Source organism: Streptomyces sp. NBC_00376 (genome assembly GCF_036077095.1).
Lineage (GTDB): Bacteria > Actinomycetota > Actinomycetes > Streptomycetales > Streptomycetaceae > Streptomyces.
Window position 1 is genome coordinate 2,621,146 of the sequence record NZ_CP107960.1, and the last position, 20,506, is coordinate 2,641,651.

The window sequence follows — 20,506 nt, forward strand, 5'->3', positions numbered from 1 at the left end:
TCTACTCTCCGTGACGATCCAGGAGTTGTACGGAACGGTGTGCGACGAAGAGCCTCCGCAGCGTGGTCAGTCGATGGTGCGTACCACGTTCTCCACCGGCTCGCCCGCGGCGAACCGATTCAGCTGCCCGGCCAGCAGGCGCTTGGCACGCGGCAGGAAAGCCGATGTGCTGCCGCCCACGTGAGGGGTGATCAGAACGTTCGGAGCATGCCAGAGAGGATGGCCGACGGGCAGCGGTTCCGGGTCGGTCACGTCGAGGGCGGCACGCAGTCGGCCGGACTGGAGTTCGAGCAGCAGCGAATCGGTGTCGACGACGCCGCCCCGGGCGACGTTCACGAGCAGCGCCCCGTCCCGCATCGCGGCGAGGAACTCCGCGCCGACCAACCCCTGTGTGGAAGGGTTCAGCGGGGTGGACAGCACGACGACATCGGCCTCGGGCAGCAGCGCTGGCAGGTCGTCGAGCGCGTGTACGGGGCCGCGTGCGGTGGTCCGCGCGGAGCGCGCGACGCGCGTCACCCGCGCACACTCGAAGGGTGTGAGCCGGTCCTCGATGGCGGCGCCGATCGATCCGTACCCCACGATCAGCACGGACTTGTCGGCGAGCGCGGGGTAGAAGCCGGACCGCCACTCCTCCTTGTCCTGCCCGTGGACGAATCCGGGAACACCGCGCAGCGAGGAGAGGATCAGGGTGAGGGCGAGCTCCGCGGTGGACGCCTCGTGGACCCCCTTGGCGTTGCACAGCAGCACCCCGGCCGGCAGCAGGCCGAGCCCCGGCTCGACGTGGTCGATGCCCGCGGAGAGCGTCTGCACGACCCGGACGCCCGCCATGCCGCCGAGCGGCCGGACCGCGACCGCGGAGCCCTTCATGTACGGCACCACGTAGAAGGCACAGTCGGCGGGGTCGGCGGGGTAGTCCGGTCCGCCGTCCCAGAACCGGTAGTTGAGCCCCTCGGGGAGGCCTTCGATCTCGTCGGCCGGGAACGGCATCCATACGTCGGGCGTCTTCGTCACGACGGGGGTCTTCGCGTCGTCGGGAGTCTTCGTCATGGTCAGGAGGCTAATTGGCGGAGGCCGTGCGAGGGGCGGCGGGCGGCAGAGGTTACTTTGGGGTGCGGTGCAGTCCCGTGGACGGCGGGGCGTGGGCCCGGTTCGACGGCGGGGCCTGGGGAGGATCGGGGAGTTGGAGCGCAGGAGTCTCGGTGCGGCGGCGCTCGCCGTGGGGGCGGTCGGTCTCGGCTGCATGCCGATGAGCTGGGCGTACAGCGCCTCGCAGCAGCGCGGTGACCGTGCGTTGCGCACGGTGCACGCCGCGCTCGACGCGGGTGTTCAACTGCTCGACACGGCCGACATGTACGGCCCGTTCACCAATGAGCTGCTGGTGGGGCGGGCGCTGAAGGGCCGCAGGTCGGACGCGTTCGTCTCCACCAAGTGCGGGCTGCTGGTGGGCGACCAGCACATCGTGGCCAACGGCCGCCCCGGCTATGTGCGGCGGGCCTGCGATGCCTCGCTGCGCCGGCTCCAGACCGATGTGATCGATCTGTACCAGCTGCACCGGGCCGACCCCGAGGTGCCCGTCGAGGAGACCTGGGGTGCGATGGCGGAGCTGGTGACCGCCGGGAAGGTGCGGGCGCTCGGCCTCTGCGCGGTCGGGGCCCGGGCCTCACGCCGGTCGGGGTCGCGGATGTACGACGAAACGATCCGTCAGCTGGACCGGGTGCAGCAGGTCTTCCCGGTGAGCGCGGTGCAGGCGGAGCTCTCGGTCTGGTCGCCTCAGGCGCTGGAGTCGCTGCTCCCGTGGTGTTCGGCGCGGGGCGTGGGGCTGCTGGCGGCGATGCCACTGGGGAACGGCTATCTGACCGGCACACTGACACCCGGGCAGGGTTTCGAGCCGGACGATCTGCGCGCCCGGCATCCCCGGTTCACGGCGGAGATGATGGCGGCGAACCAGCCGGTGGTCGTCGGGCTGCGGCGGATCGCCGAGCGGCACGGGGCGAGTGTCGCGCAGGTGGCGCTGGCCTGGGTGCTGCGGCAGGGGCCGCATGTGGTGCCGGTGCCGGGGACCAAGCGGGAGCGGTGGGCGGTGGAGAACGCGGGGGCCGCCGGGCTGACCCTGACCGCGCGGGACCTGGCGGAGATCGCCGCCCTGCCCGGTGCTCAGGGGTCGTGGGACTGAGAACGACCGGCACTTGGGGGCTTCGGGGACCCAGGGGCGGGGCCGCGGTGTAAGAACTGTAGTCAGGTGGCCGTCGAAGGGATCGGTGCTGTGCGCGGTGTTCTGTTCGGATCTGTACGAGGGCCCGCCGGGCCGCGGGGGCGGGGCCTGCGCCGCGGGACGGTGGCCGTGCTGGCGGCCGGCTCGCTGGCGCTGAGCGCGGGGTGCTCCTCGGGCGGCGGCTCCGGCAGCATGGCGGGCGTCGACGGGACGCCACCGGTCGCCCGCTCCTCCTCCGCCGCCCCGAAGCCGTCGGCCCCGAAGCCGTCCGCCTCGCCGTCCCTGCCGCCCGTCAAGGGCTCGGTGAAGGTGGTGTCGACGCTCACCGGGGGCCTGGATTCGCCCTGGGGACTGGCCGAGCTGCCCGGCGGCGATCTGCTGGTCTCCTCCCGCGACAAGGGCACGATCACCCGGATCGACGCGAAGACCGGCGAGAAGACCCTGCTGGGCGAGGTGCCCGGGGTGTCGCCCGGCGGTGAGGGCGGGCTGCTGGGGATCGCGGTCTCCCCCACGTACGGCTCGGACCACATGGTGTACGCGTATTTCACGACCGAGTCCGACAACCGCATCGCCCGCATGCAGTACGACGAGAAGGGCACGACGCCCGGCCGGCTGCTGGGTGCGCCGGACACGATCCTGCGCGGCATCCCCAAGGGGGCGATCCACAACGGCGGGCGGATCGCCTTCGGCCCGGACCACATGCTGTACGCGGGCACCGGGGAGACGGGCGACGGCGGCCTCGCGCAGGACAAGAAGTCGCTGGCCGGCAAGATCCTGCGGATGACCCCGGACGGGCAGCCGCTGCACGGCAACCCGGAGGCCGACTCCGTGGTGTATTCGTACGGGCACCGCAATGTGCAGGGGCTGGCCTGGGACGGGCAGGGACAGCTGTGGGCCTCCGAATTCGGCCAGGACACCTGGGACGAGCTGAACCGGATCGAGCCGGGCGGGAACTACGGCTGGCCGGAGGCCGAGGGCAAGGCGGGAAAGAGGGGTTTCATCGATCCCGTGGCACAGTGGAAGACGTCCCAGGCGTCCCCGAGCGGTATCGCCTTCGTCAAGGGTTCGATCTGGATGGCCGGCCTGCGCGGCAAACGGCTCTGGCGGATCCCGCTGTCCGGCAGCGGCGGGAAGGAACCTCTGGCGGCCCCGCAGTCGTTCCTGGAGGGTAAGTACGGCCGTCTGCGTACCGTGCTCGCCGCGGGCGGCGACAAGCTCTGGCTCGTCACGAGCAATACGGACACCCGTGGCACCCCGAAGCCGGGAGACGACAGGATCCTGGTGCTGGCGGTGCGGTGAGCGGCTACAGCAGGTGAAAGGGCGTGCGGCCGGTGTTCAACTTCTTCGAGGAACTTTTCGCGCCCGGCCGCAAGCACACCTCCGACGAGCAGAAGCGGCTGGAGCTGACCCGGGTGGATCTCGGCGTCGGCGACCCGGGGCGCGGTCCGATAGACCTGGCCTCCGGGAAGGTCGTCGTCAGGGCGCCCGGTGCGGATTCAGGCACGGGGACGAGTACGGGCGCGGAAGCGGAAGCGGATGCAGGCGCGGACGCGGGCCGAAAGCACGGCCGGAGCACGGAAGCGGTAGCGGACGCGGACGGCCCGGACGCGGGCGGCTCGGGCGCGGGCGGCTCGGGCGCGCAGTCCTGAGCGGGCCCCGTCAGCTGTCGCTCCGGGCCGGGTACAGACGGAGCCGGTGGGCGAGGGCGGCCGCCTCGCCTCGGCTGGAGACGCCGAGCTTGGCGAGAATGCTGGAGACGTGCACGCTCGCGGTCTTGGGCGATATGTAGAGCTGCTCGGCGATCCTGCGGTTGGTGTGGCCCTCGGCGACCAGCCGGTGCACGTCCTGTTCGCGTCTCGTCAGTCCGAAGGACTCCACCGCGGCGGCGGCCGCCTCGCGCAGGCGGTCCTCGGCGCGCTCCGGATCCACCGCGTCGTCGCCGGTGCCGTCCGGGACGGTGACGGCGGCCGGGATCCCGGGAACGGTGCCGTGGTCCGGGGCGGTGAGGGCGATGCGGGCGCGGCCGGCCAGCAGCTCGATGGTCGCGGTGAGCGGGCGGGCGCCGAGCCGTACGGCGGTGCGGTGGGCCTCGCGCAGCAGGGCGGTGACGGTGGACCGGTCGCCGGCCGCGATGAGGAGGGCCTCGGCCCAGTGGTGCTGGATCCGGGCCAGCTCGTACGGGCGGTGCAGCGGCGCGAAGGCGGCGGCCGCACGGGACCAGTGGCCGGGGGTGTCGGTCCCCTCGGCCCTGGCCAGCTCGGCGTCGACGAGGAGGCCGTGGGCGGCCCAGACGGGGACGAGCATCGGCAGCTGCTTCAGGTGGGTGCGGATGGCGGCCAGGATCGCCGGCCGGCCGGCGTCGGCGGCGGGCAGGCCCCTGGCGTCGGCCTCGGCCGCGGCGGCGACGTGGAGCAGTGGCAGGGCGTACCGCTGGGTGCCGGGCGGGAATCCCTGCTCCGACCGGGCCTCGAACTCGGCCCGCGCGTCGGCCAGTCGGCCCTGTTGCGCGGCGAGGGCCATGGCGTGGCGCGCCGGGTTGATGAGGTGCTGCGGCTGCGGGTCGCGGGAGCCGAAACAGCGCCGCGTCAGGGTGAGTTGCGCCTCGGCCTCGGCCAGGTCGCCCCGGGCCAGGGCGAGTTCGGTGCGGCACGAGGCCACCAGCCCCTGCGCCTTGCTGGACCGGGCGGCGCGGGCCGCGGCGTCGGTGGTGGTCCGGCTCTCGTCCCAGTGCCCCAGGGAGAACAGCGAGGCCGCCCGGTTGCAGCGGACCCACGCCTCCATGTCGGCGATGCCGTGGCTGCGGCTGATCGCGATGCCGTGGTCCGCGGCGGTCACGGCCTCCAGGGAGCGGCCCATGGATTCGAGGGTGGAGGGGAGGTTGATGCCGGCCCGGCTCATGATGCCGACCAGGTGGAGTTCGTCGGCGCGGTCGCGGACGGCGTACATCTCTGCGATGCCCTCGTCGACGCCGCCCGCCTCGGCGGTCAGCCCGCCGCGGGTGAGCCGGGCGTGCAGTTCGGTGTACTCGTCGTCGACGAGCCGGGCGTACTCCACGGCCCGGTCGACGGCGAGCAGTGTCTCGGCGCCGGGGCGGTGCAGGGCTCCCCATCCCGCCACGCTCGTCAGGACGTCGGCGTGGACGACGGACGGGGGCAGTCCGCGGACGAGTTCCTGGGCGTTGGCCAGTTCCTGCCATCCGTCGCCCCGGGTGAGGTCCTGCATGAGCCGGGAGCGCTGGACCCAGAACCAGGCGGCGCGCAGCGGGTCGTGCTCGCCCTCCAGGACGCGCATGGCCTTCTTGGCGATGGCCAGGGCCCGTTCGCGCTCCCCGCCGAACCGGGCGGCGACGGTGGCCTCGGCCATGAGGTCGAGATAGCACAGCGGGGTGGCGTCGGGGTCGCAACTGCAGATGGGGTAGCTCTCGGCGTAGTCGATGGGGCGCAGGGTGTCGCGTACCTCTTCGGGGGCGTCGTCCCACAGCTCCATCGCCCTTTCCAGCAGCCGGAGTTGTTCGGCGAACGCGTAGCGGCGTCGGGCTTCGACCGAGGCCTTCAGCACGGCGGGCAGGGCCTTGGCGGTTTCGTGTGCGCCGTACCAGTAGCTGGCGAGCCGGGTGGCGCGCTCCCCGGCGCGGACGAGGGCCGGGTCGGCCTCCAGGGCCTCGGCGTAGCGCCGGTTGAACCGGGAGCGCTCGCCGGGGAGCAGGTCGTCGCTGACCGCCTCGCGGACCAGGGAGTGCCGGAAGCGGTAGCCGTTGCCCTCCGGGGTGGTGAGCAGCAGGTTGGCGCCGACGGCCGCCCGCAGTGCCTCGATGAGGTCGTCCTCGGTGAGCCGGGCGACCGCGGCCAGCAGCTCGTACTCGACGGCGGAGCCGCCCTCGGCGACGATCCGGGCGATGTTCTGGGCGTTCTCCGGGAGCGCTTCGACGCGTACGAGCAGGAGGTCGCGCAGTGAGTCGGAGAGCCGGGAGTGGTCACCGCTATCCAGGCTGCGGGCGAGTTCCTCGACGAAGAAGGCATTGCCGTCGGAGCGCTCGAAGATCTCGTCGACGAGGGCGTCCTCGGGGGTGGCGGCGAGGATGCCGGTGAGCTGGCGGCGGACCTCGGCGCGGTTGAAGCGGGCGAGTTCGATCCGGCGGACGGTGCGCAGCCGGTCCAGTTCGGCGAGGAGGGGGCGCAGCGGGTGGCGCCGGTGGATGTCGTCGGAGCGGTAGGTGCCGATCACGACGAGGCGGCCGTTGCGCACGGTGCGGAAGAGGTAGGCGAGGAGGTGGCGGGTGGAGGCGTCGGCCCAGTGCAGGTCTTCGAGTACGAGGACGACGGCGCGTTCGGCGGAGATGCGTTCCAGGAGTCCGGCGGTGAGCTCGAAGAGGCGGGCGGTGCTGTGTTCGTCGGTGGCGTCCCGGTCGGCCTCGCCGAGTTCGGGCAGCAGCCGGGCCAGTTCGCCCTCCTGCCCGGCGCAGGCGGCGGCGACCTCGGCGGGCAGGGTGCGGCGCAGGGCCCTCAGCGCGGTGGAGAACGGGGCGTAGGGCAGGCCGTCGGCACCGATCTCGACGCAGCCGCCGACGGCGACGACCGCGTCGCGGCGCACCGCCGCCGCGAGGAACTCCTCGACCAGCCGGGTCTTGCCGACCCCCGCCTCGCCGCCGATGAGCAGCGCCTGCGGTCCGCCCGGACCGTCGGCCCCGTCCGGGCCCCCGGCACCCTGCGCGCGGGCGCGGGCGCGGGCGAGCGCGTCGACGAGTGAGGCGAACTCGCCCTCACGGCCGACGAACACGGGACTGACGGACCTGTTCTCCACGCCGCCGAGCATCGCACACGGGTCCGGCCTCACGTGGCGTGGACGAATCGTTTCCGGTCCGTACTCACCGGCCTCCCGGCCTCCCCGCGCCCGGAGTGCCGGGCGGCCCTGCGGGCGTCCCGGCGGGCGCGAACGGCCTCCCGGACGAGCCCGTCCTGCTCGGCCCGGTGGCGCAGTTCGGCGGCGCGCAGCTCGTGGAGCCGGTACGTTTCCATGTGCTTCTCCCTGAGAACGACGGCCCGTCGGGGCCGGGGGCGGCAGTGGTTCTCTGCCGTCCCCCGACTGTCGTCTCCCAGGGGGTGTCGCCGCATCGGGCAGGATCCGCATCTTCGCGGGGCGCGGTGCCCTATCGGGGTGCGGGCGCCGCCGTATACGGGCCGGGGTCCCTCGGGCGGATGCCCTACGAGGTGGCCGTCGGGCCGGGTCCGTGGAGCTCACCCGCTCCGTACGCGCCCGTGTCCACCGGCCGTCGTGGTCACTGGGCGGCGGTCGCGGTCGGCAACGCGACGATGAGGTCGAAGTACATGGCGGCGGAGAGCAGCAGGCCCAGGGCACCGAGCACGATGCCGGCGGTCGCCACGGCGCGGACCCAGCCGGGCTGCGGGTGCGCGGAGGGTGCGCCGAAGGCCGGGCGGACCAGGGCGAAGACTCCGACCAGCAGGGCGAGCAGGGCGAAGAGCCCGTTGACCAGGGCGGTGGAGTGCCAGGCGTCGCCGTAGATCTCGGAGATCTGCTGGGCGGCGGTGCCACCGTTGGAGGTCTTGATCTGGCCGATCAGGGTCTCGCGCTCGGCGGCGACCTTGCCGGTCCAGGACCCGGTGAGCGCGACGACACCGAGACCGGCCGCGACCACGGAGGCGGCGGCCGCGCCGAGGCCGGAGGGCTCCTTGCCGGAGTCGTCGTCGAGGTCGTCGAGATCCAGGTCGTCCGGGTCCAGGTCGTCCGAGGTGTCCTCGGCTGCGACCTTCTCGGTCGGGATCTCCTCGGCGTCGGATGCTTCTGCTGCTGCGGTTGCTTCAGGATCGGCGGGAACGGTGGGGCTCGTGGTGGTCCTGGGGTTCATGTTGCGCACGCTAGGCCGCCCGTATGAGAACCCCCTTAACGTCCGCCCGAAGCGCCGCCGCCACGGGAGGACCCCGGCGGGCGTCCGCCCGCCGGGGCCGTTGCCGGGCCGCGGCCGTCCGGGTCAGCCCGCCGCGTCGAAGGAGTCCTGGAGGCGGGGTACGTAGTCGGCGAACGCGGCCGCCCAGCAGCCGTAGTTGTGGCCGCCGTCGCAGGTGGGAGCGAGCGCCGACCCGTTGCCGTAGTCGACCAGGCGGCTGGTCAGACCGAGCATGTCCATGCGGGACTTGACGTTCCTGGCGGCGATCGCGGTGAAGTGGTCGATCACGTCGTTGTCACCGGTGTAGAGCGTGACGTCGGTGTCCGCGAGCCTGGCCAGGTTGACCGGGGCGGCGGGGTCGACCGCCTTCCAGATCCGGTCCGCGTTCAGGACCGGGTACGGGGAGCCGAAGATGGCGTCGCTGTCGACCATGGGCCCGTAGCCGGTGCACTGGCCGGTCCCGGACGGGGTGGAGGTGCTCACCGCGCACCAGGCGCCGGTCAGGTTGAGTTCGGTTGCCAGGACCGCCGCGCGGACCGCCGGCAGGCCGAAGTCGATGCCGCCGGACAGGGAGGCGACATGACCGAAGAGGTCGGGCCGGGCCTCGCCGTAGTGCATGGCGCCGAACCCGCCCATCGAGAGGCCGACGACGGCCCGATGTCCCCTGTCGGCGATGGTGCGCAGGTTGGCGTCGATGAAGGGGACGACCTGCTTCAGGTGGAAGGTCTCCCAGTTCGCCGCGCCCTCGGCGGTGTTCTGCATGAGCCAGTCGGCGTACCAGCCCTTGCGGCCGCCGTCCGGCACGACGGTGATCATCGAGTCCGAGCGCAGCGCCGGGACGGCCGCGGCGTCGTCCGGGCTTCCGGGCCCACCGTGCAGGAAGTACGCCACCGGCCACCGCTTGTCCGGGGCGGCCTGATAGCCGCTGGGCAGGAAGATGCGGATCTTGTGCTTCCCGGCCACCTGCGGGGTGGTCACGGTGATGGTGAAGTCGGTGGCCGAGTGCACCTCGGTGCCCCCGGCGACCTGGGTCAGGCCGAATCCGTCGGTCAGCACCGGCGGGGCGGCGCCGTCGGCGTGGGCGAGCGGGGCGGTGAGGGTCGCGGTCATGGTCAGCGCGGCGGCGGCCACGGCCGTTCGCGCCCGGGTCCGCCAGGTGGTCCGTGGTGTTCTCATCGGGTGTCCTCTCCGAGAGCGCGCGGCTCTCGCCGTGGGGGAAGGTCCCGGCCCGGCGGCCGGGAGAAGCCTTCCGGTCGCGGTTCTCAGAGCGCGCAGAACGCGTCGGTCATGGCCTTGCCCGTATGGGCCTGTCCCGGCGTACCGCCGAGAAGATGGAACTCGTTGTTCGCGTGCGCCACCTGCTCGGTGCCGTCCTCGCTGCTCAGCCACTCGCTGAAGTAGCCGAGCACCGCGCCGTTGTGTCCCCAGGCCGACTTCCCGCAGGACAGCTGTATGCGCTCGATGCCCAGCCCGTAGCCGACGTCGGCGGTCACGGGAACGGTGGTCTTGAGCTCGGCCATCTGCGCGGGCTCAAGGAGCTTTCCGGTCATCAGCGCCCGGGAGAACGTGGCCAGGTCGTCCATGGTCGACACCATGGCCCCGGCGCTCCCGAAGACCTGCACGTTGGAGGCCGTCGCGTCGTTGATGAAGATCGTCCGGATCGCGTAGCCGTGGAGGTGGTTGCCGTAGAGCGCGGGGTCGGATGTGGGGAAGCTGGTGTCGCGCAGGCCGAGCGGTTCGATGATGCGCCGCTGGATCTGCGTGGCCGCGTCCTCACCGGTGACGGCCTTGATCACCATGCCCGCGAGCACGTAGTTGGTGTTGGAGTAGTCGAACTTCTCGCCCGGCTCGGTCGTCGGCGCGCGCATGGAGAGGGCGACGTCGACCAGGTTCTGCGGCGGGAAGACCTCCCTCGGGTTGGTATTGAGGAAGTACGGCCCGTTGATCTGTATGGTTTTGAAGTAGTCGGGCAGGCCCGAGGTGTGGTTGAGCAGCTGACGGATCGTGATCTTCGAGCCGTCGTAGCCGTTGGCGGCGACCGCCCCCGGCAGCCACTTGGCGACGGTGTCGTCCAGCGAGAGCTTCTTCTCGCCCTCCAGCTGGAGCAGCACGGTGGAGGTGAACGCCTTGGTGTTGCTGCCGATCCGGAACTTCGCCTTCGGGTCGGCGGGCACCTTGGTCGCGCGGTCACCGACACCCGCGTGCACGTACTGGGTGGTGTCGCCCTTCCGCACCATGCCGATCACGCCCGGGTATCCGTCGGCGATCCCCTGCTGGGCACCGGCCTGCAGGATGTCGGCCGGGGTCTGGGCGGCGGTCGAGGACTCGGCAGCCGATGAGCCGGTGGCCGGGGCGGCGGCGGTCGCCGTGCCGGCACCGGTCATCAGCAGGCAGGCCGCGGTGGCCACCGGCAGCAGCCAGCGCCGGTGCCCGCGCACCCGCGAGGAGCGTCGGGCCCCGCCGTCGGTGGACCGGTTCGCCGGGCCGGTCTCGATGCCTGCTCCGGAATCGTCGCGCATGCTCATTTTCTTTCCTGTCCCTTTCGGTCGGTCGGTCATTCCGGCTGTCTGGTGGATTTCGGCCGCGCCTCAGCGCCGGCACGCGGCCGCGATGATCAGCAGAAGGACGAGAATTCCCGCCACTTGAAGGCAGGCGAGGGCGCCGAGGCGGTTGCCCTGCGGATTTCTCCGATTGGTCTCCACATGGCCACCGGCGAGAATTCCCGGGTGCTGCTTGGTGTAGTGCTCCAGTTGGCGTTGTGCGCCCTCGGACTCGGCGAGCCACGGCGTCTTGAATCCGCATTCGCCGCACCAGAATCGGTACACCATGTCAACTCCTCATGATTCGTGGCAGGAGAAAGTCATGAGAGGCGATCAGGTCCGATGCCGGTGCCGGTCCGGCCCCATCGACGCCATCTGCTTCCCGGATGCCCGGCGGGGTGCGCCGCCCCGTGTCGGCGCACCGGCCGGACACCACTGATCGTGCTGTTCACGCCATTCCGCGAACAGGACAGGCGACCGGCCATATATGACCGGTCGTCACCGGTAGGGTCGTCGCGACCGCGCCCGGTGGTGGAGGGATGTCGAAGTGGCGGATCAGCTCGGCACTTTGCTGCGTCGGCTGCGCAACCGGTCGGGGCTGACGCAGGAGCAGCTGGAGGCACGGTCCGGAGTGAGCGTGCGCACGATCCGCAGACTGGAGAACGGCAGATCCAGCGATCACCGGCTGGGTACGGTGAACCTGCTCGCGGACGCGCTGGAGGCCGGGCCCGAGGACCGTCAGCAGCTCGCCGCCACGCTCGCGAAATCGAAGGCCGGACCGGCCGGCGAACCCTCGCCCGCACCCGCACCGGATTCCGCACCCGTGCCCCTGCCTGCGCAGAATTCCGTACAGATTCCCGGGCAGAATCCCGGACACAACTCCGGGCCAGAAGTCCGCCCCACCCCCACCACTTCACTCGTTCACAGCAAACTCGTCACCGCCGCCGCCGAATTGGCCCGGGAAATCCGGCGCCGCTGGCAGCGCGAGGAGGAACACCGCCGGGTGCACGACCCCTTTCCGCTACCGGTGCGCTGGCAGGACGCCCCCGAATCGCTGACCGACCATTCGGAGAACGTCCAGCGTCTGCCGCCGGGAGCGACGCCGGACCGAATGGACCTGAGCGGCGATCTGGGCAGCGTGGCCGAGGTCTACCGGCGGATCGGTTCCGGGCGGCTCGTGGTCCTCGGCCGGGCCGGATCCGGCAAGTCGGTCCTGACGATCAGGTTCGTCCTGGACCAGCTGGAGGCCCGGGAGCCGCACGACCGGGTGCCGGTGGTCTTCAGCATCGGCTCCTGGGACCCCACGGCCGTCGCGCTGCGGGACTGGCTGATCGACCGGCTGGTGCGCGACCACCCGCATCTCACCCGCCGGGCCCCCGACGGGTCGACGCTGGCGGCCGCCCTGGTCGACGCGGATCTCGTACTGCCGGTCCTGGACGGGTTCGACGAGATCGCGGAGGGTCTGCGGAGCACGGCCCTGGAGGTGCTCAACGCCACCTCGCTCCCGCTCGTCCTGACCAGTCGGCGCGGCGAGTTCGCCGAGGCGGTCCAGGAGGCCGGTGCCCCGCTGGTCTGGGCCGCCGGTCTCGAACTGACCGATCTCACCCTCGAAGACCTCTCCGACTACCTGCCCCGGACGGCCCGGCCGGTCCCCCGCGACGACGGCGGGACCACGCCGGTCTGGACCCCCGTACTGGACCGGCTGCGCGCCCGGGAGAGCGGGGCGACCAGCCCCCTGGCCAGGGTCCTGAGCACCCCGCTCATGATCATCCTGGCGCGGACGATGTACAGCGAGGCGCCCGACAGGAATCCGGCGGAGCTGCTGGACGACGGGCGTTTCCCCGACGAGAACTCCCTCGAAGAACATCTGCTGGCGGGCTTCGTGCCGACGGTCTACCGGCGCCGCGTCGTCGAGCGCCGCGTCGTCGAGCGCAGCGCCACCCGCCACCGGGAGCGGCACCGCGATCCAAAGCGCGCCGAACGCTGGCTCGGCTTTCTCGCCCACCATCTGGCCCGGCTCGACGGCGACCAGCAGGACCTCGCGTGGTGGCGGATCGGTGATTCGGTGCGGCTGTCCACGCGACTGCTGTCGGTGGTGGTGTCCTCGGCGCTCTGCGTCACGCTCGCCGTGTGGTTCGTCAACCTGATCAACGTGCCGTTCCCGGTCGGCGAGGCCCTCATGTCGAGCTGTTCGATGGGGGCGGCCGCCGGTCTCGCCTACGGGTGTGTCCACGCGATCCTGGTCCGGTTCGGCACCACTGCCTTCGAACCCGCCCATGTGCGGCTGCGGCTGCCCGGCGGGGGCACCGGCGTCGGCCGCAGACCGGTGCGCACGTTCGTCGCCCGGTTCGGCGCCGTGCTGCCGGGCGGATTCGTGATGGGCGTCGGATGCGCCTCCGCCCTCGCCCTCCAGCGCTGGCTGTACTACGGGATCCCGCTCGCGAACGAGCTGGTGATCAAGGGCACCCTCATCAACATGCTGGTCCTCGGCCTGATCTTCGGCGCGGGCGCCGGGCTCGTCTTCGGGATCGTGGCCATGCTCGAAGCGCCGCTGGACGTCGCCTCCGCGGCCACCCCGGCCGGCCTGCTGGCCTCGAACCGTGCGACGGTGCTCCGGCAGGTTCTCGTACTGGTACCGATGCTCACCCTGGCCATCGCGGTCGGCGGGCACCTGATCACCGGCCTGCTCGACGGAATCCTCGGACCGCTGCTCTGGAACGTGGCGGACGGGCTCGTCATCGGTGCCATCGGCGGGATCGGCGGCACGTGCTCGTACGCGCTCTCGTTCACCGCCTGGGGACGGTGGCTGGTCCTGTCGCGGGTCTGGCTGCCCCTGACCGGCAAGCTGCCCTGGGACACGGTGGCCTTCCTGGACGACGCCTACCGCCGGGGCGTCCTGCGCCAGACCGGCGCGGTGTACCAGTTCCGCCACATCCGGCTCCAGCACCACCTCGCCCGCTCGTACCGCGAGCACCAGAGCAAGTACGCACCGGCCCGGTTCGGTCCCGGGTCATGAGTGCCGGCACGGCCGGCGCTCAGTCCTTCCGCGCCCGCCACTCCGCTGCCAGTACCGACCAGACCTCCGAGTCGTGCCGCACCCCGCGGTACAGGTAGTTCTCGCGCAGCACCCCGTCGCGCGTCATGCCGAGCCGCTTCGCCACGGCGATGCTGGCGGTGTTCGCGGCGGAGGCGTCCCACTCCACGCGGTGCATGCCGCGCTCGTACACCGCCCAGTCGATCAGTTTCCGGCACGCCCGGGTGATCAGGCCGCGCCCCTGGCCCGCCGGCTCCAGCCAGCAGCCGATCTCGCAGTTCCCCGACTCCGCGTCGAAGATCCGGAACAGGACGCCGCCGACGAGCGTGCCCTCCAGCCAGATGCCGTAGATCCGCCCCGTGTCCGCCGCCAACTTCTCCGCGTACCGCCGCAGCAGCTCCCGCGCCGAGTCCAGGTCGGTGGCGAAGGAGGCGAAGGGGATCCACGGATCGATGAGCTCGCGGGCCCGGTCCATGTGGTCCAGGAATTCCTGGGCCTGCCAGATCTCCAGCGGACGCAGTTCCGCTCCGTCGTCACCCAGGGATATCGCGAACATCATGCTCCTTCTCGAACCGCTTCCACCGCTTGCGCGGGCTGCGCCACCTCGGACAGTTGCGCCGCCTGCGGGATCTTCGCATGCGGGAGGCCGTGCTCGGGAGGCTCGATGCTGATCCGGGGCAGCAGCCGGTCCAGCCGGCGCGGCAGCCACCAGTTCGCCCCGCCCAGCATGTGCATCAGCGCGGGGACCAGCAGCGTGCGCAGGACGAAGGCGTCCAGCAGGACGGCGGCGGCGAGCGCGATGCCGAACATGGCGATGACCCGGTCCCCGCTGAGGACGAACGCCAGGAAGACCGAAATCATGATCACGGCCGCGGAGTTGATCACCCGGCCGGTCTCGGCGAGGCCCACCCGGACGGCCCGCCGGTTGTCTCGCGTCTCCAGCCACTCCTCGTACATCCGCCCCACCAGGAACACCTGGTAGTCCATGGACAGCCCGAAGAGCACGGACACCATGATCACCGGCAGGAACGGTTCGATGGGCCCCGAGCTGCCGAGCCCCAGCAGCTCGCTCCCCCAGCCCCACTGGAAGATCGCGACGACGACCCCGAACGAGGAGGCGACGGCGGCCACGTTCATCACGGCGGCCTTCAGCGGAATGCCGATCGACCGGAAGGCCAGCAGCAGGAGCAGGCAGCCGAACCCGATGACCACGCCGACGAAGAGCGGGAGTTTGCCGATGATGATCCGGGCGAAGTCGTCGTAGCTGGCGGTCACTCCCCCGACATGGGCCTGGAGCGAGGTGTTCGACTCGGCCTTCGGCAGGACGTCCGTACGCAGCCGGTCGACGAGCGCGCTGGTCTCCTCGGACTGCGGCGACGACTTCGGTACGACGGTGACGAAGGCCGTGTCGCCGCTGTTGTTGTACGTGACCGGGCCGACCGAGGCCACGCCCTCGGTGGACCGCAGCGTGGCGGGCAGCCCGTCCATCGCGAGCCGGTCGTCCGCGCCGTCCAGCTGCGCGGCGATGGTCAGCGGCCCGTTGACGCCGGGGCCGAATCCGTCGGCCAGCAGGTCGTATGCCTGACGGGTGGTCGACGAGGCGGGGTTGTTGCCCTGGTCGGAGGTGCCCAGATGCAGGGAGAAGGTGGGCAGCGCGAGGACCAGCATCACCACGGCGGCGCACGCCCCGAGCAGCTTGGGGTGGCGTTCGACGAAGGCGGACCAGCGGGCGGCGAAACCCGTGGGCAGTTCGGGTTGCGGGCCGTGCTCGGCGAGCCGTCCGCGCTCGCGCCGGCTCAGGGCCCGCATCCCGATGAAGGACAGCAGGGCGGGGAGCAGGGTGACGGAGGCGGCCACCGTCAGCACGACGGTGAGCGAGGCGGCGATCGCCACACCGTTGAGGAAGCCGAGCCGCAGGATCAGCATGCCGAGCAGTGCGATGCAGACGGTCGCCCCGGCGAAGACGACGGCGCGGCCGGTCGTCGCGACGGCGGTCTGCGCGGCCTCGGTGACCGACAGGCCCCTGCGCAGTCCTCTGCGGTGTCTGGTGACGATGAACAGCGCGTAGTCGATGCCCACGCCGAGGCCGATCAGCATGCCCAGCATGGGCGCGAAGTCGGCGACGGTCATCAGATGGCCCAGCAGTACGGTGCCCGCGTAGGCGGTGCCGACGGAGACCAGTGCGGTGGCGATGGGCAGCATGCTGGCGGCGAGCGAGCCGAAGGCGAGGAAGAGGACGACCGCCGCGACGACGACCCCGATGGCCTCGCTGAGGTGGACGGAGGGCGCTTCGGTGAGGGCGACGGCGGGGCCGCCCAGCTCCACCTGGAGGTGGGCGGTGGCGGCCGCCTTCGCGGTGTCGACGACGGCCCTGGCCTGCTGCACCGGGATGTCCTCGACCTGCTGGTCGAAGGTGATCGTGGCGTAGGCGGTGTGTCCGTCGGCGCTGATCTGCGCGGTGTCGGAGGCTCCGTACGGGCCGGTGACCGCGCCGACCCCGGGCAGTTCCTCGACCGCGTGCAGGGTCCGGGTCATCGTCTGCCGGACGTCGTCGGCCCGCACGGTGGAGTCGGAGGTGTGCCAGACGATGGTGTCGGTGTCACCGCCGAGGTCCGTGAAGCCGCTCCTGAGGAGCTCGGTGGCCCGGCCGGACTCCGTGCCGGGCACCTCGTAGTCGTTGGAGTACGCGGAGCCCGCGAAGCCCGCCGCGGTGGCGGCGCCGCCGAGGGCGAGCAGCCAGATGAGGACGGCGACGAGACGGTGCCTGATGCACCAGCGGGCGATGGCAGCCAACGGACGTGCTCCCTGCTGGTTCGTGGTTCTTCGGCAGCACAAAACATGGATCAGCCGCAAAGAACGCATGACCTGAGAACCGTCACTCTGGCAGCCGAAAGTGATCCTTTGTCCCTTTCGTGGCCTTACTCACAATGGCCGCAGAGGTTGCCGTATCCCCGAGTCGCGACGGCCTCCGGCCACCTCACTCGGCCAGTCGTTCCTCCTCCGCCTCCAGTTCTTCCTCGAACTGCTCCTCGATCTCAGCGATGCCCCTGGTCACGACCTCCGCCAGATGGACGGGGCAGGTCAGCACCTCGCTCCTGAAGCCCTGGCCGGAGTCCGGGCCTGCGTCAGAGGCGTAGAGGTGCGCGATGCGTGCCAGGCGGAGGTCGGACGTGCGCTCATGGCCGGGCTCATGACCGTCCGCGTGGTCGCATGCGCCGCCGGGCAGGGTGGCGGCAGCGGTACGGAGGATGCCGAGGATCTCGCGGGCGATTCCGTACGACAGCTCCAGGGAATCGGCCGCCGTGCCCATCAGGAGCAGCAGGACGGTCCGGTCGAGCGCGGGTCCTTCCGGGCCGAGCTGCTCGTACCGCCGGGCCGCCCAGAGCGCCGCCTCCTCGGAGGCCGTCTCGTCCTTGAACGGGACATGCCGCTCGCTCAGCGGGGTGATGTCGAGCCGGCCGTCCGGGCGCAGATACACCTGGTCCAGATGTGCTGTCTCCCGGGTGCCGAAGAGTCTGTCGACCGCTTCACGCAGATGGTCGCGGGCCTCCACGGCGAGGGCGCGCAGGAAGGTGGTGCACGTCCATGCCTCCAGCGAGGCCCCGTATCCGTCCTCGTGTTCCTCGCGCAGGACGGTCCGGCCGCCGGGGCTCTGCAGGTGGATGCCCTCGGAGGCCTGCTCCTCGCTGCCGGAGCGCAGTGCCGGGTGCTCGCCGTCCTCGTGCGCGCAGGCCTCGTCCGGCAGCAGCGGCAGTACGGACTCCAGGCCCTCGATCATGTCGTCGAGCAGCGACCGCTGTCTGATCCGGCCCGAGCCCGCGTACCAGCAGTTCGCGTGGGCGACGACGACATAGCCGGCGAGAGCGGCCCGGGAGAGGTCGCTGGGCGGTCCGGCGTGGATGTCCAGGTCCCAGAACGGATCACCGTTCGGATAGTCGTTGAGCACACTGCCCAGGCTGCGGATGTATCTCTGGTGGCCTTCGGGGACGATCTCGGGGATGCCGTCCGTGCTGCCCGGCAGGATCACATCGGCGGCCGTCCGCGCCCACCCGGCGGCGTTGCGGGGGCAGGCCTCGGCGCCGTCCCAGTCTTCGAGCGGAATCTCGACGTCCGGTGCGTCGAGCAGCCCGTCCGCGTCCGTGTCCCACTCCTCCAGGCTGTCGGTGTACGGATGGGCCGCGTGCCCGCACCCGCCGGCCTGAAGACACTGCTCTTCCATGGCCTCGGCGGCGGCGCCGAGCGCGTCCACCACGGCCCGCTCGACGTCGGCGCCGCGTCGCCCGAGGACGTACGGCGCCATGTTCACCAGCCCGAAGGTCAGCAGGACCGCCTGCTCGCCGTCCGGTTCGGCGGCGAGCAGGCGGGCGCACTCCAGGACGACGGGGTCCGCCTCCTCCGGGGCGGCGCCCGCCGTGACTCCGGCCCATTTCTCGATCAGTTCGGTCATGATCAAGGACACGCGGGCCGCGCCGCGGTGGTTCCGGTGGGCGCCGAACTCCCGTGCGAAGAGCCTGCCGGGCGGCCCGTCAGCCCGAGACGCTCGCCCGGCCGTTCTCGATGTGCCCCATCAGCCGGCGCCGGAACGCGTCGTCCCCGTCCACGGTGACGTCCAGGTCGTACCAGCCGTGCGCGTCGGCCGCCGAGTGCACCACCGTACGGCTGCGTCCCGGCTTGACCTTGACGGTCCGGGTCCAGTCCCGCAGGTCCGCCTCGTCGACATAGCCCAGCGGCCGCACCGTGAAGGTGAGCGTCGTCCGGCCCGTGTTGCGCAGGGTGAGATGCAGGTCGCGCTCATGGGCGTCGACCCGCGACGCCACCTCGGCCCCGGCCGCGGCACCGTCCTTCGCCGGCCCGGCGAACTCCCGGCGGAAGCCGTTCGGCCCCGTCACCGTGAACCGGTAGGCCGCACCGGTGACCGGCACCGTCCACTGCGCCGTGCCCTTCACGTCCCGGTGCTGCGGCACGGGGAACTCACCGGCGTACGGATACAGCGCGAAGTGCGCCGAGGAGCGCCCCGTATTGCTGAGGGCCACCCGCACCGCGCCGTCCACCACCGTCGCCTGCGCGTCCGGCTGGTACGGCAGCGCGCGGGCCGGGCGGGCGCCGGGCTCCTGCACGGGCATGTGCTGCACGGCCGGCGGCTTCGGCGACCAGCGGCCGCTGAACGGCGGGATGGCGCCCGGCTGCTCCACCTCGGGCCGGCGGCGGGCGTGGGAGAAGTCGAAGGCCGAGGTCAGGTCACCGGTGACGGTGCGTCGCCAGTCGCTGATGTTCGGCTCCGCCACCCCGGTCCAGCGCTCCAGGAAGCGGACCACGGAGGTGTGGTCGAAGACCTCGGAGCAGACGTAGCCGCCGATGGTCCACGGCGAGACGACGAGCATCGGCACGCGCACGCCGAGACCGGTGGGCTTGCCCTCCCACTGCTCCTCGGTCACCTCAGGCGGGGCGACCGGCGGCGGCACGTGGTCGAAGAAGCCGTCGTTCTCGTCGTAGTTGATGAAGACCGCGGTGTGCCGCCACACGTCGGGGTGCTTGCCCAGCGCGTCCAGGACCTTGTAGACGATCGTCGCGCTGTGGACCGGCGAGGAGACGCTCGGGTGCTCGGAGTCGACGGCCGAGGGCACCAGGTAGGAGACCTCGGGCAGGGTGCCCGCCGCCACGTCCTTGGCGAACTCGTCGGCCAGCGTTCCGGTCTCCACCCGGCGCAGCGCCCGCTCGAAGAGGCTGCGTTCGGTCTTGTCGAGGGTGGCGACGCCCTCCTCCAGCAGGCCGAACAGCCGCTCGCGCTCCGTGGCGTCGGCGTCCCGCACCGCGGCGTAGAACGACTCCATGAAGGTGTGTCCGCCGGTCTTCGCCAGCGCCTTGCGGGCCACCGCCTTGAAGGTGGCGAAGAACTCGATCTGGTTGTCGGTGAAGTTCTCCCACTCGGTGTACGTGCGCCAGCTGCGCCCGGCCTTCTCCAGCCGCTCCGCGTACGTGCCCCAGTCGTAGCCGGGGTGGGTGCCCTCGTTGTACGCGTCGTTGCCGACGGCCCGCTTGCCGTTCGGCTCGTTGCCCGTCTTCCCGCTCCACAGGTGGTTGCGGTTGGGGCTGGTCGAGGTGTGGATGGAGGAGTGGTAGGCGTCGCAGACCGTGAAGGTGTCGGCCAGTTCGTAGTGCAGCGGGATGTCGCGGCGGTCGTAGTACGCCATGGTGGCGGCCGTCTTCGCGCTCACCCAGCCGTTCATCCAGCCGCCGGCCCATGCCTTGCCGCCACCGCTCCAGGAGTGGTCGAGCGCGCCGATGTACTGGAGGTCCTTCTTCTGCGTCTCGGCGGCGTCGCGCACCGGGAACGGCAGCACGGAGGTGCCGAGCGCCGCGGGCTGCTCGAAGACCGGCTTGCCCGAGGGGAGCTCGACGGCGTTGCGGTCACCGAAGCCGCGTACGCCCCGGAGCGTCCCGAAGTAGTGGTCGAAGGAACGGTTCTCCTGCATCAGGATCACCACGTGCTTGATGGCTCCGAGCCCGTCCCGGCCACCGGACCCCGCCGAGTGTGCCGGCTGCGCGGCGATCGCGGCCTGCAGCGAAGGCGGCAGCAGCGACCCCGCCGCCGCGGCGCCGAGCGCGCCGCCGCCCAGCGCGAAGAGCCGTCGCCGTGAAATGTCCGTGGTCAAGTTGAGCCTCCCGAGTCAGGTCGTACAGCCGGGAAGCTAATCAAGCCGGGTGACCTGCGGAAGGATTTCGTACGGCTCCATGGTGAACGTCCAACAGGTCCTGCCGGAAAGTCCAAGGGGCGGCGCACCCGTGGTCGCGGATGCGCCGCCCCTTCGGGGACGAGC

The 20,506-nt window shown here is 71.6% G+C and carries 15 protein-coding genes; 4 read left to right on the top strand and 11 right to left on the bottom strand.

Annotation, left to right across the window (positions count from 1 at the left end):
* Positions 1–66 precede the first annotated feature (66 nt).
* Positions 67–1,047 carry a 2-hydroxyacid dehydrogenase gene (locus tag OG842_RS11565; protein WP_266729521.1) on the bottom strand — a complete coding sequence of 327 codons (981 nt, stop codon included), beginning with the start codon at positions 1,045–1,047 and terminating at the stop codon, positions 67–69.
* Positions 1,048–1,180: 133 nt separating this feature from the next.
* Here OG842_RS11565 and OG842_RS11570 point away from each other — a divergent pair, with 133 nt between their 5' ends.
* From OG842_RS11570 to OG842_RS11580, 3 genes are all read left to right on the top strand, one after another.
* Positions 1,181–2,173, top strand: coding sequence for an aldo/keto reductase (locus OG842_RS11570; protein ID WP_266729522.1), 993 nt, complete (start codon positions 1,181–1,183; stop codon positions 2,171–2,173).
* Between the two features lie 162 nt (positions 2,174–2,335).
* Positions 2,336–3,511 carry a PQQ-dependent sugar dehydrogenase gene (locus OG842_RS11575; protein WP_328512657.1) on the top strand — a complete coding sequence of 392 codons (1,176 nt, stop codon included), beginning with the start codon at positions 2,336–2,338 and terminating at the stop codon, positions 3,509–3,511.
* 32 nt (positions 3,512–3,543) lie between these two features.
* The gene (locus OG842_RS11580) at positions 3,544–3,861 is read left to right on the top strand and encodes a DUF6191 domain-containing protein (RefSeq protein WP_266733536.1); all 318 of its coding nucleotides are present in this window, start codon (positions 3,544–3,546) and stop codon (positions 3,859–3,861) included.
* A gap of 10 nt (positions 3,862–3,871) precedes the next feature.
* On the opposite strand, the gene OG842_RS11585 is transcribed toward OG842_RS11580, so the two are convergent.
* From OG842_RS11585 to OG842_RS11610, 6 genes are all read right to left on the bottom strand, one after another.
* On the bottom strand, positions 3,872–7,024 hold the full coding sequence (locus tag OG842_RS11585; protein ID WP_266733538.1) for a helix-turn-helix transcriptional regulator: 3,153 nt from the start codon (positions 7,022–7,024) through the stop codon (positions 3,872–3,874).
* 17 nt (positions 7,025–7,041) lie between these two features.
* Complete coding sequence (locus OG842_RS11590) at positions 7,042–7,227, bottom strand: hypothetical protein (protein WP_266729524.1); 186 nt, start codon at positions 7,225–7,227, stop codon at positions 7,042–7,044.
* Between the two features lie 260 nt (positions 7,228–7,487).
* On the bottom strand, positions 7,488–8,075 hold the full coding sequence (locus tag OG842_RS11595) for a hypothetical protein (RefSeq protein WP_266729525.1): 588 nt from the start codon (positions 8,073–8,075) through the stop codon (positions 7,488–7,490).
* Between the two features lie 123 nt (positions 8,076–8,198).
* Positions 8,199–9,290, bottom strand: a complete 1,092-nt coding sequence (locus tag OG842_RS11600) for an alpha/beta hydrolase (protein WP_266729526.1) — start codon at positions 9,288–9,290, stop codon at positions 8,199–8,201.
* Between the two features lie 86 nt (positions 9,291–9,376).
* On the bottom strand, positions 9,377–10,633 hold the full coding sequence (locus OG842_RS11605; protein WP_266729527.1) for a serine hydrolase domain-containing protein: 1,257 nt from the start codon (positions 10,631–10,633) through the stop codon (positions 9,377–9,379).
* 69 nt (positions 10,634–10,702) lie between these two features.
* Positions 10,703–10,942: a hypothetical protein gene (locus tag OG842_RS11610; protein ID WP_266729528.1), complete on the bottom strand. Its 240-nt coding sequence runs from the start codon at positions 10,940–10,942 to the stop codon at positions 10,703–10,705.
* Positions 10,943–11,201: 259 nt separating this feature from the next.
* Here OG842_RS11610 and OG842_RS11615 point away from each other — a divergent pair, with 259 nt between their 5' ends.
* Entirely contained in the window at positions 11,202–13,670 is a 2,469-nt protein-coding gene (locus OG842_RS11615) for a helix-turn-helix domain-containing protein (protein WP_266729529.1), read from the top strand.
* 19 nt (positions 13,671–13,689) lie between these two features.
* Here the strand turns inward: OG842_RS11615 and OG842_RS11620 are convergent, their stop codons facing one another.
* The 4 genes from OG842_RS11620 to OG842_RS11635 all read right to left on the bottom strand — a co-directional run bounded on the left by OG842_RS11620 (position 13,690) and on the right by OG842_RS11635 (position 20,341).
* Positions 13,690–14,244 (bottom strand): GNAT family N-acetyltransferase, encoded by a 555-nt coding sequence (locus tag OG842_RS11620; protein ID WP_266733539.1) that lies wholly within the window; start codon positions 14,242–14,244, stop codon positions 13,690–13,692.
* A complete protein-coding gene (locus OG842_RS11625; RefSeq protein ID WP_266729530.1) occupies positions 14,244–16,481 on the bottom strand; it encodes an MMPL family transporter in 2,238 nt (745 codons plus the stop codon). The genes OG842_RS11620 and OG842_RS11625 overlap by 1 nt, the downstream gene beginning before the upstream one ends.
* 184 nt (positions 16,482–16,665) lie before the next feature.
* The gene (locus tag OG842_RS11630) at positions 16,666–18,135 is read right to left on the bottom strand and encodes a hypothetical protein (protein ID WP_266729531.1); all 1,470 of its coding nucleotides are present in this window, start codon (positions 18,133–18,135) and stop codon (positions 16,666–16,668) included.
* 79 nt (positions 18,136–18,214) lie between these two features.
* Positions 18,215–20,341: a phosphocholine-specific phospholipase C gene (locus OG842_RS11635; protein ID WP_266729532.1), complete on the bottom strand. Its 2,127-nt coding sequence runs from the start codon at positions 20,339–20,341 to the stop codon at positions 18,215–18,217.
* Positions 20,342–20,506: the final 165 nt, after the last annotated feature.

Excerpts from the sequence above, each read along its gene's own strand:
- OG842_RS11585 (WP_266733538.1), bottom strand. The coding sequence starts at position 7,024 with ATGCTCGGCGGCGTGGAGAACAGGTCCGTCAGTCCCGTGTTCGTCGGC.
- OG842_RS11630 (WP_266729531.1), bottom strand. The coding sequence starts at position 18,135 with ATGACCGAACTGATCGAGAAATGGGCCGGAGTCACGGCGGGCGCCGCC.
- OG842_RS11590 (WP_266729524.1), bottom strand. The coding sequence starts at position 7,227 with ATGGAAACGTACCGGCTCCACGAGCTGCGCGCCGCCGAACTGCGCCAC.
- OG842_RS11600 (WP_266729526.1), bottom strand. The coding sequence starts at position 9,290 with ATGAGAACACCACGGACCACCTGGCGGACCCGGGCGCGAACGGCCGTG.
- OG842_RS11605 (WP_266729527.1), bottom strand. The coding sequence starts at position 10,633 with ATGCGCGACGATTCCGGAGCAGGCATCGAGACCGGCCCGGCGAACCGG.
- OG842_RS11620 (WP_266733539.1), bottom strand. The coding sequence starts at position 14,244 with ATGTTCGCGATATCCCTGGGTGACGACGGAGCGGAACTGCGTCCGCTG.
- OG842_RS11565 (WP_266729521.1), bottom strand. The coding sequence starts at position 1,047 with ATGACGAAGACTCCCGACGACGCGAAGACCCCCGTCGTGACGAAGACG.
- OG842_RS11610 (WP_266729528.1), bottom strand. The coding sequence starts at position 10,942 with ATGGTGTACCGATTCTGGTGCGGCGAATGCGGATTCAAGACGCCGTGG.
- OG842_RS11595 (WP_266729525.1), bottom strand. The coding sequence starts at position 8,075 with ATGAACCCCAGGACCACCACGAGCCCCACCGTTCCCGCCGATCCTGAA.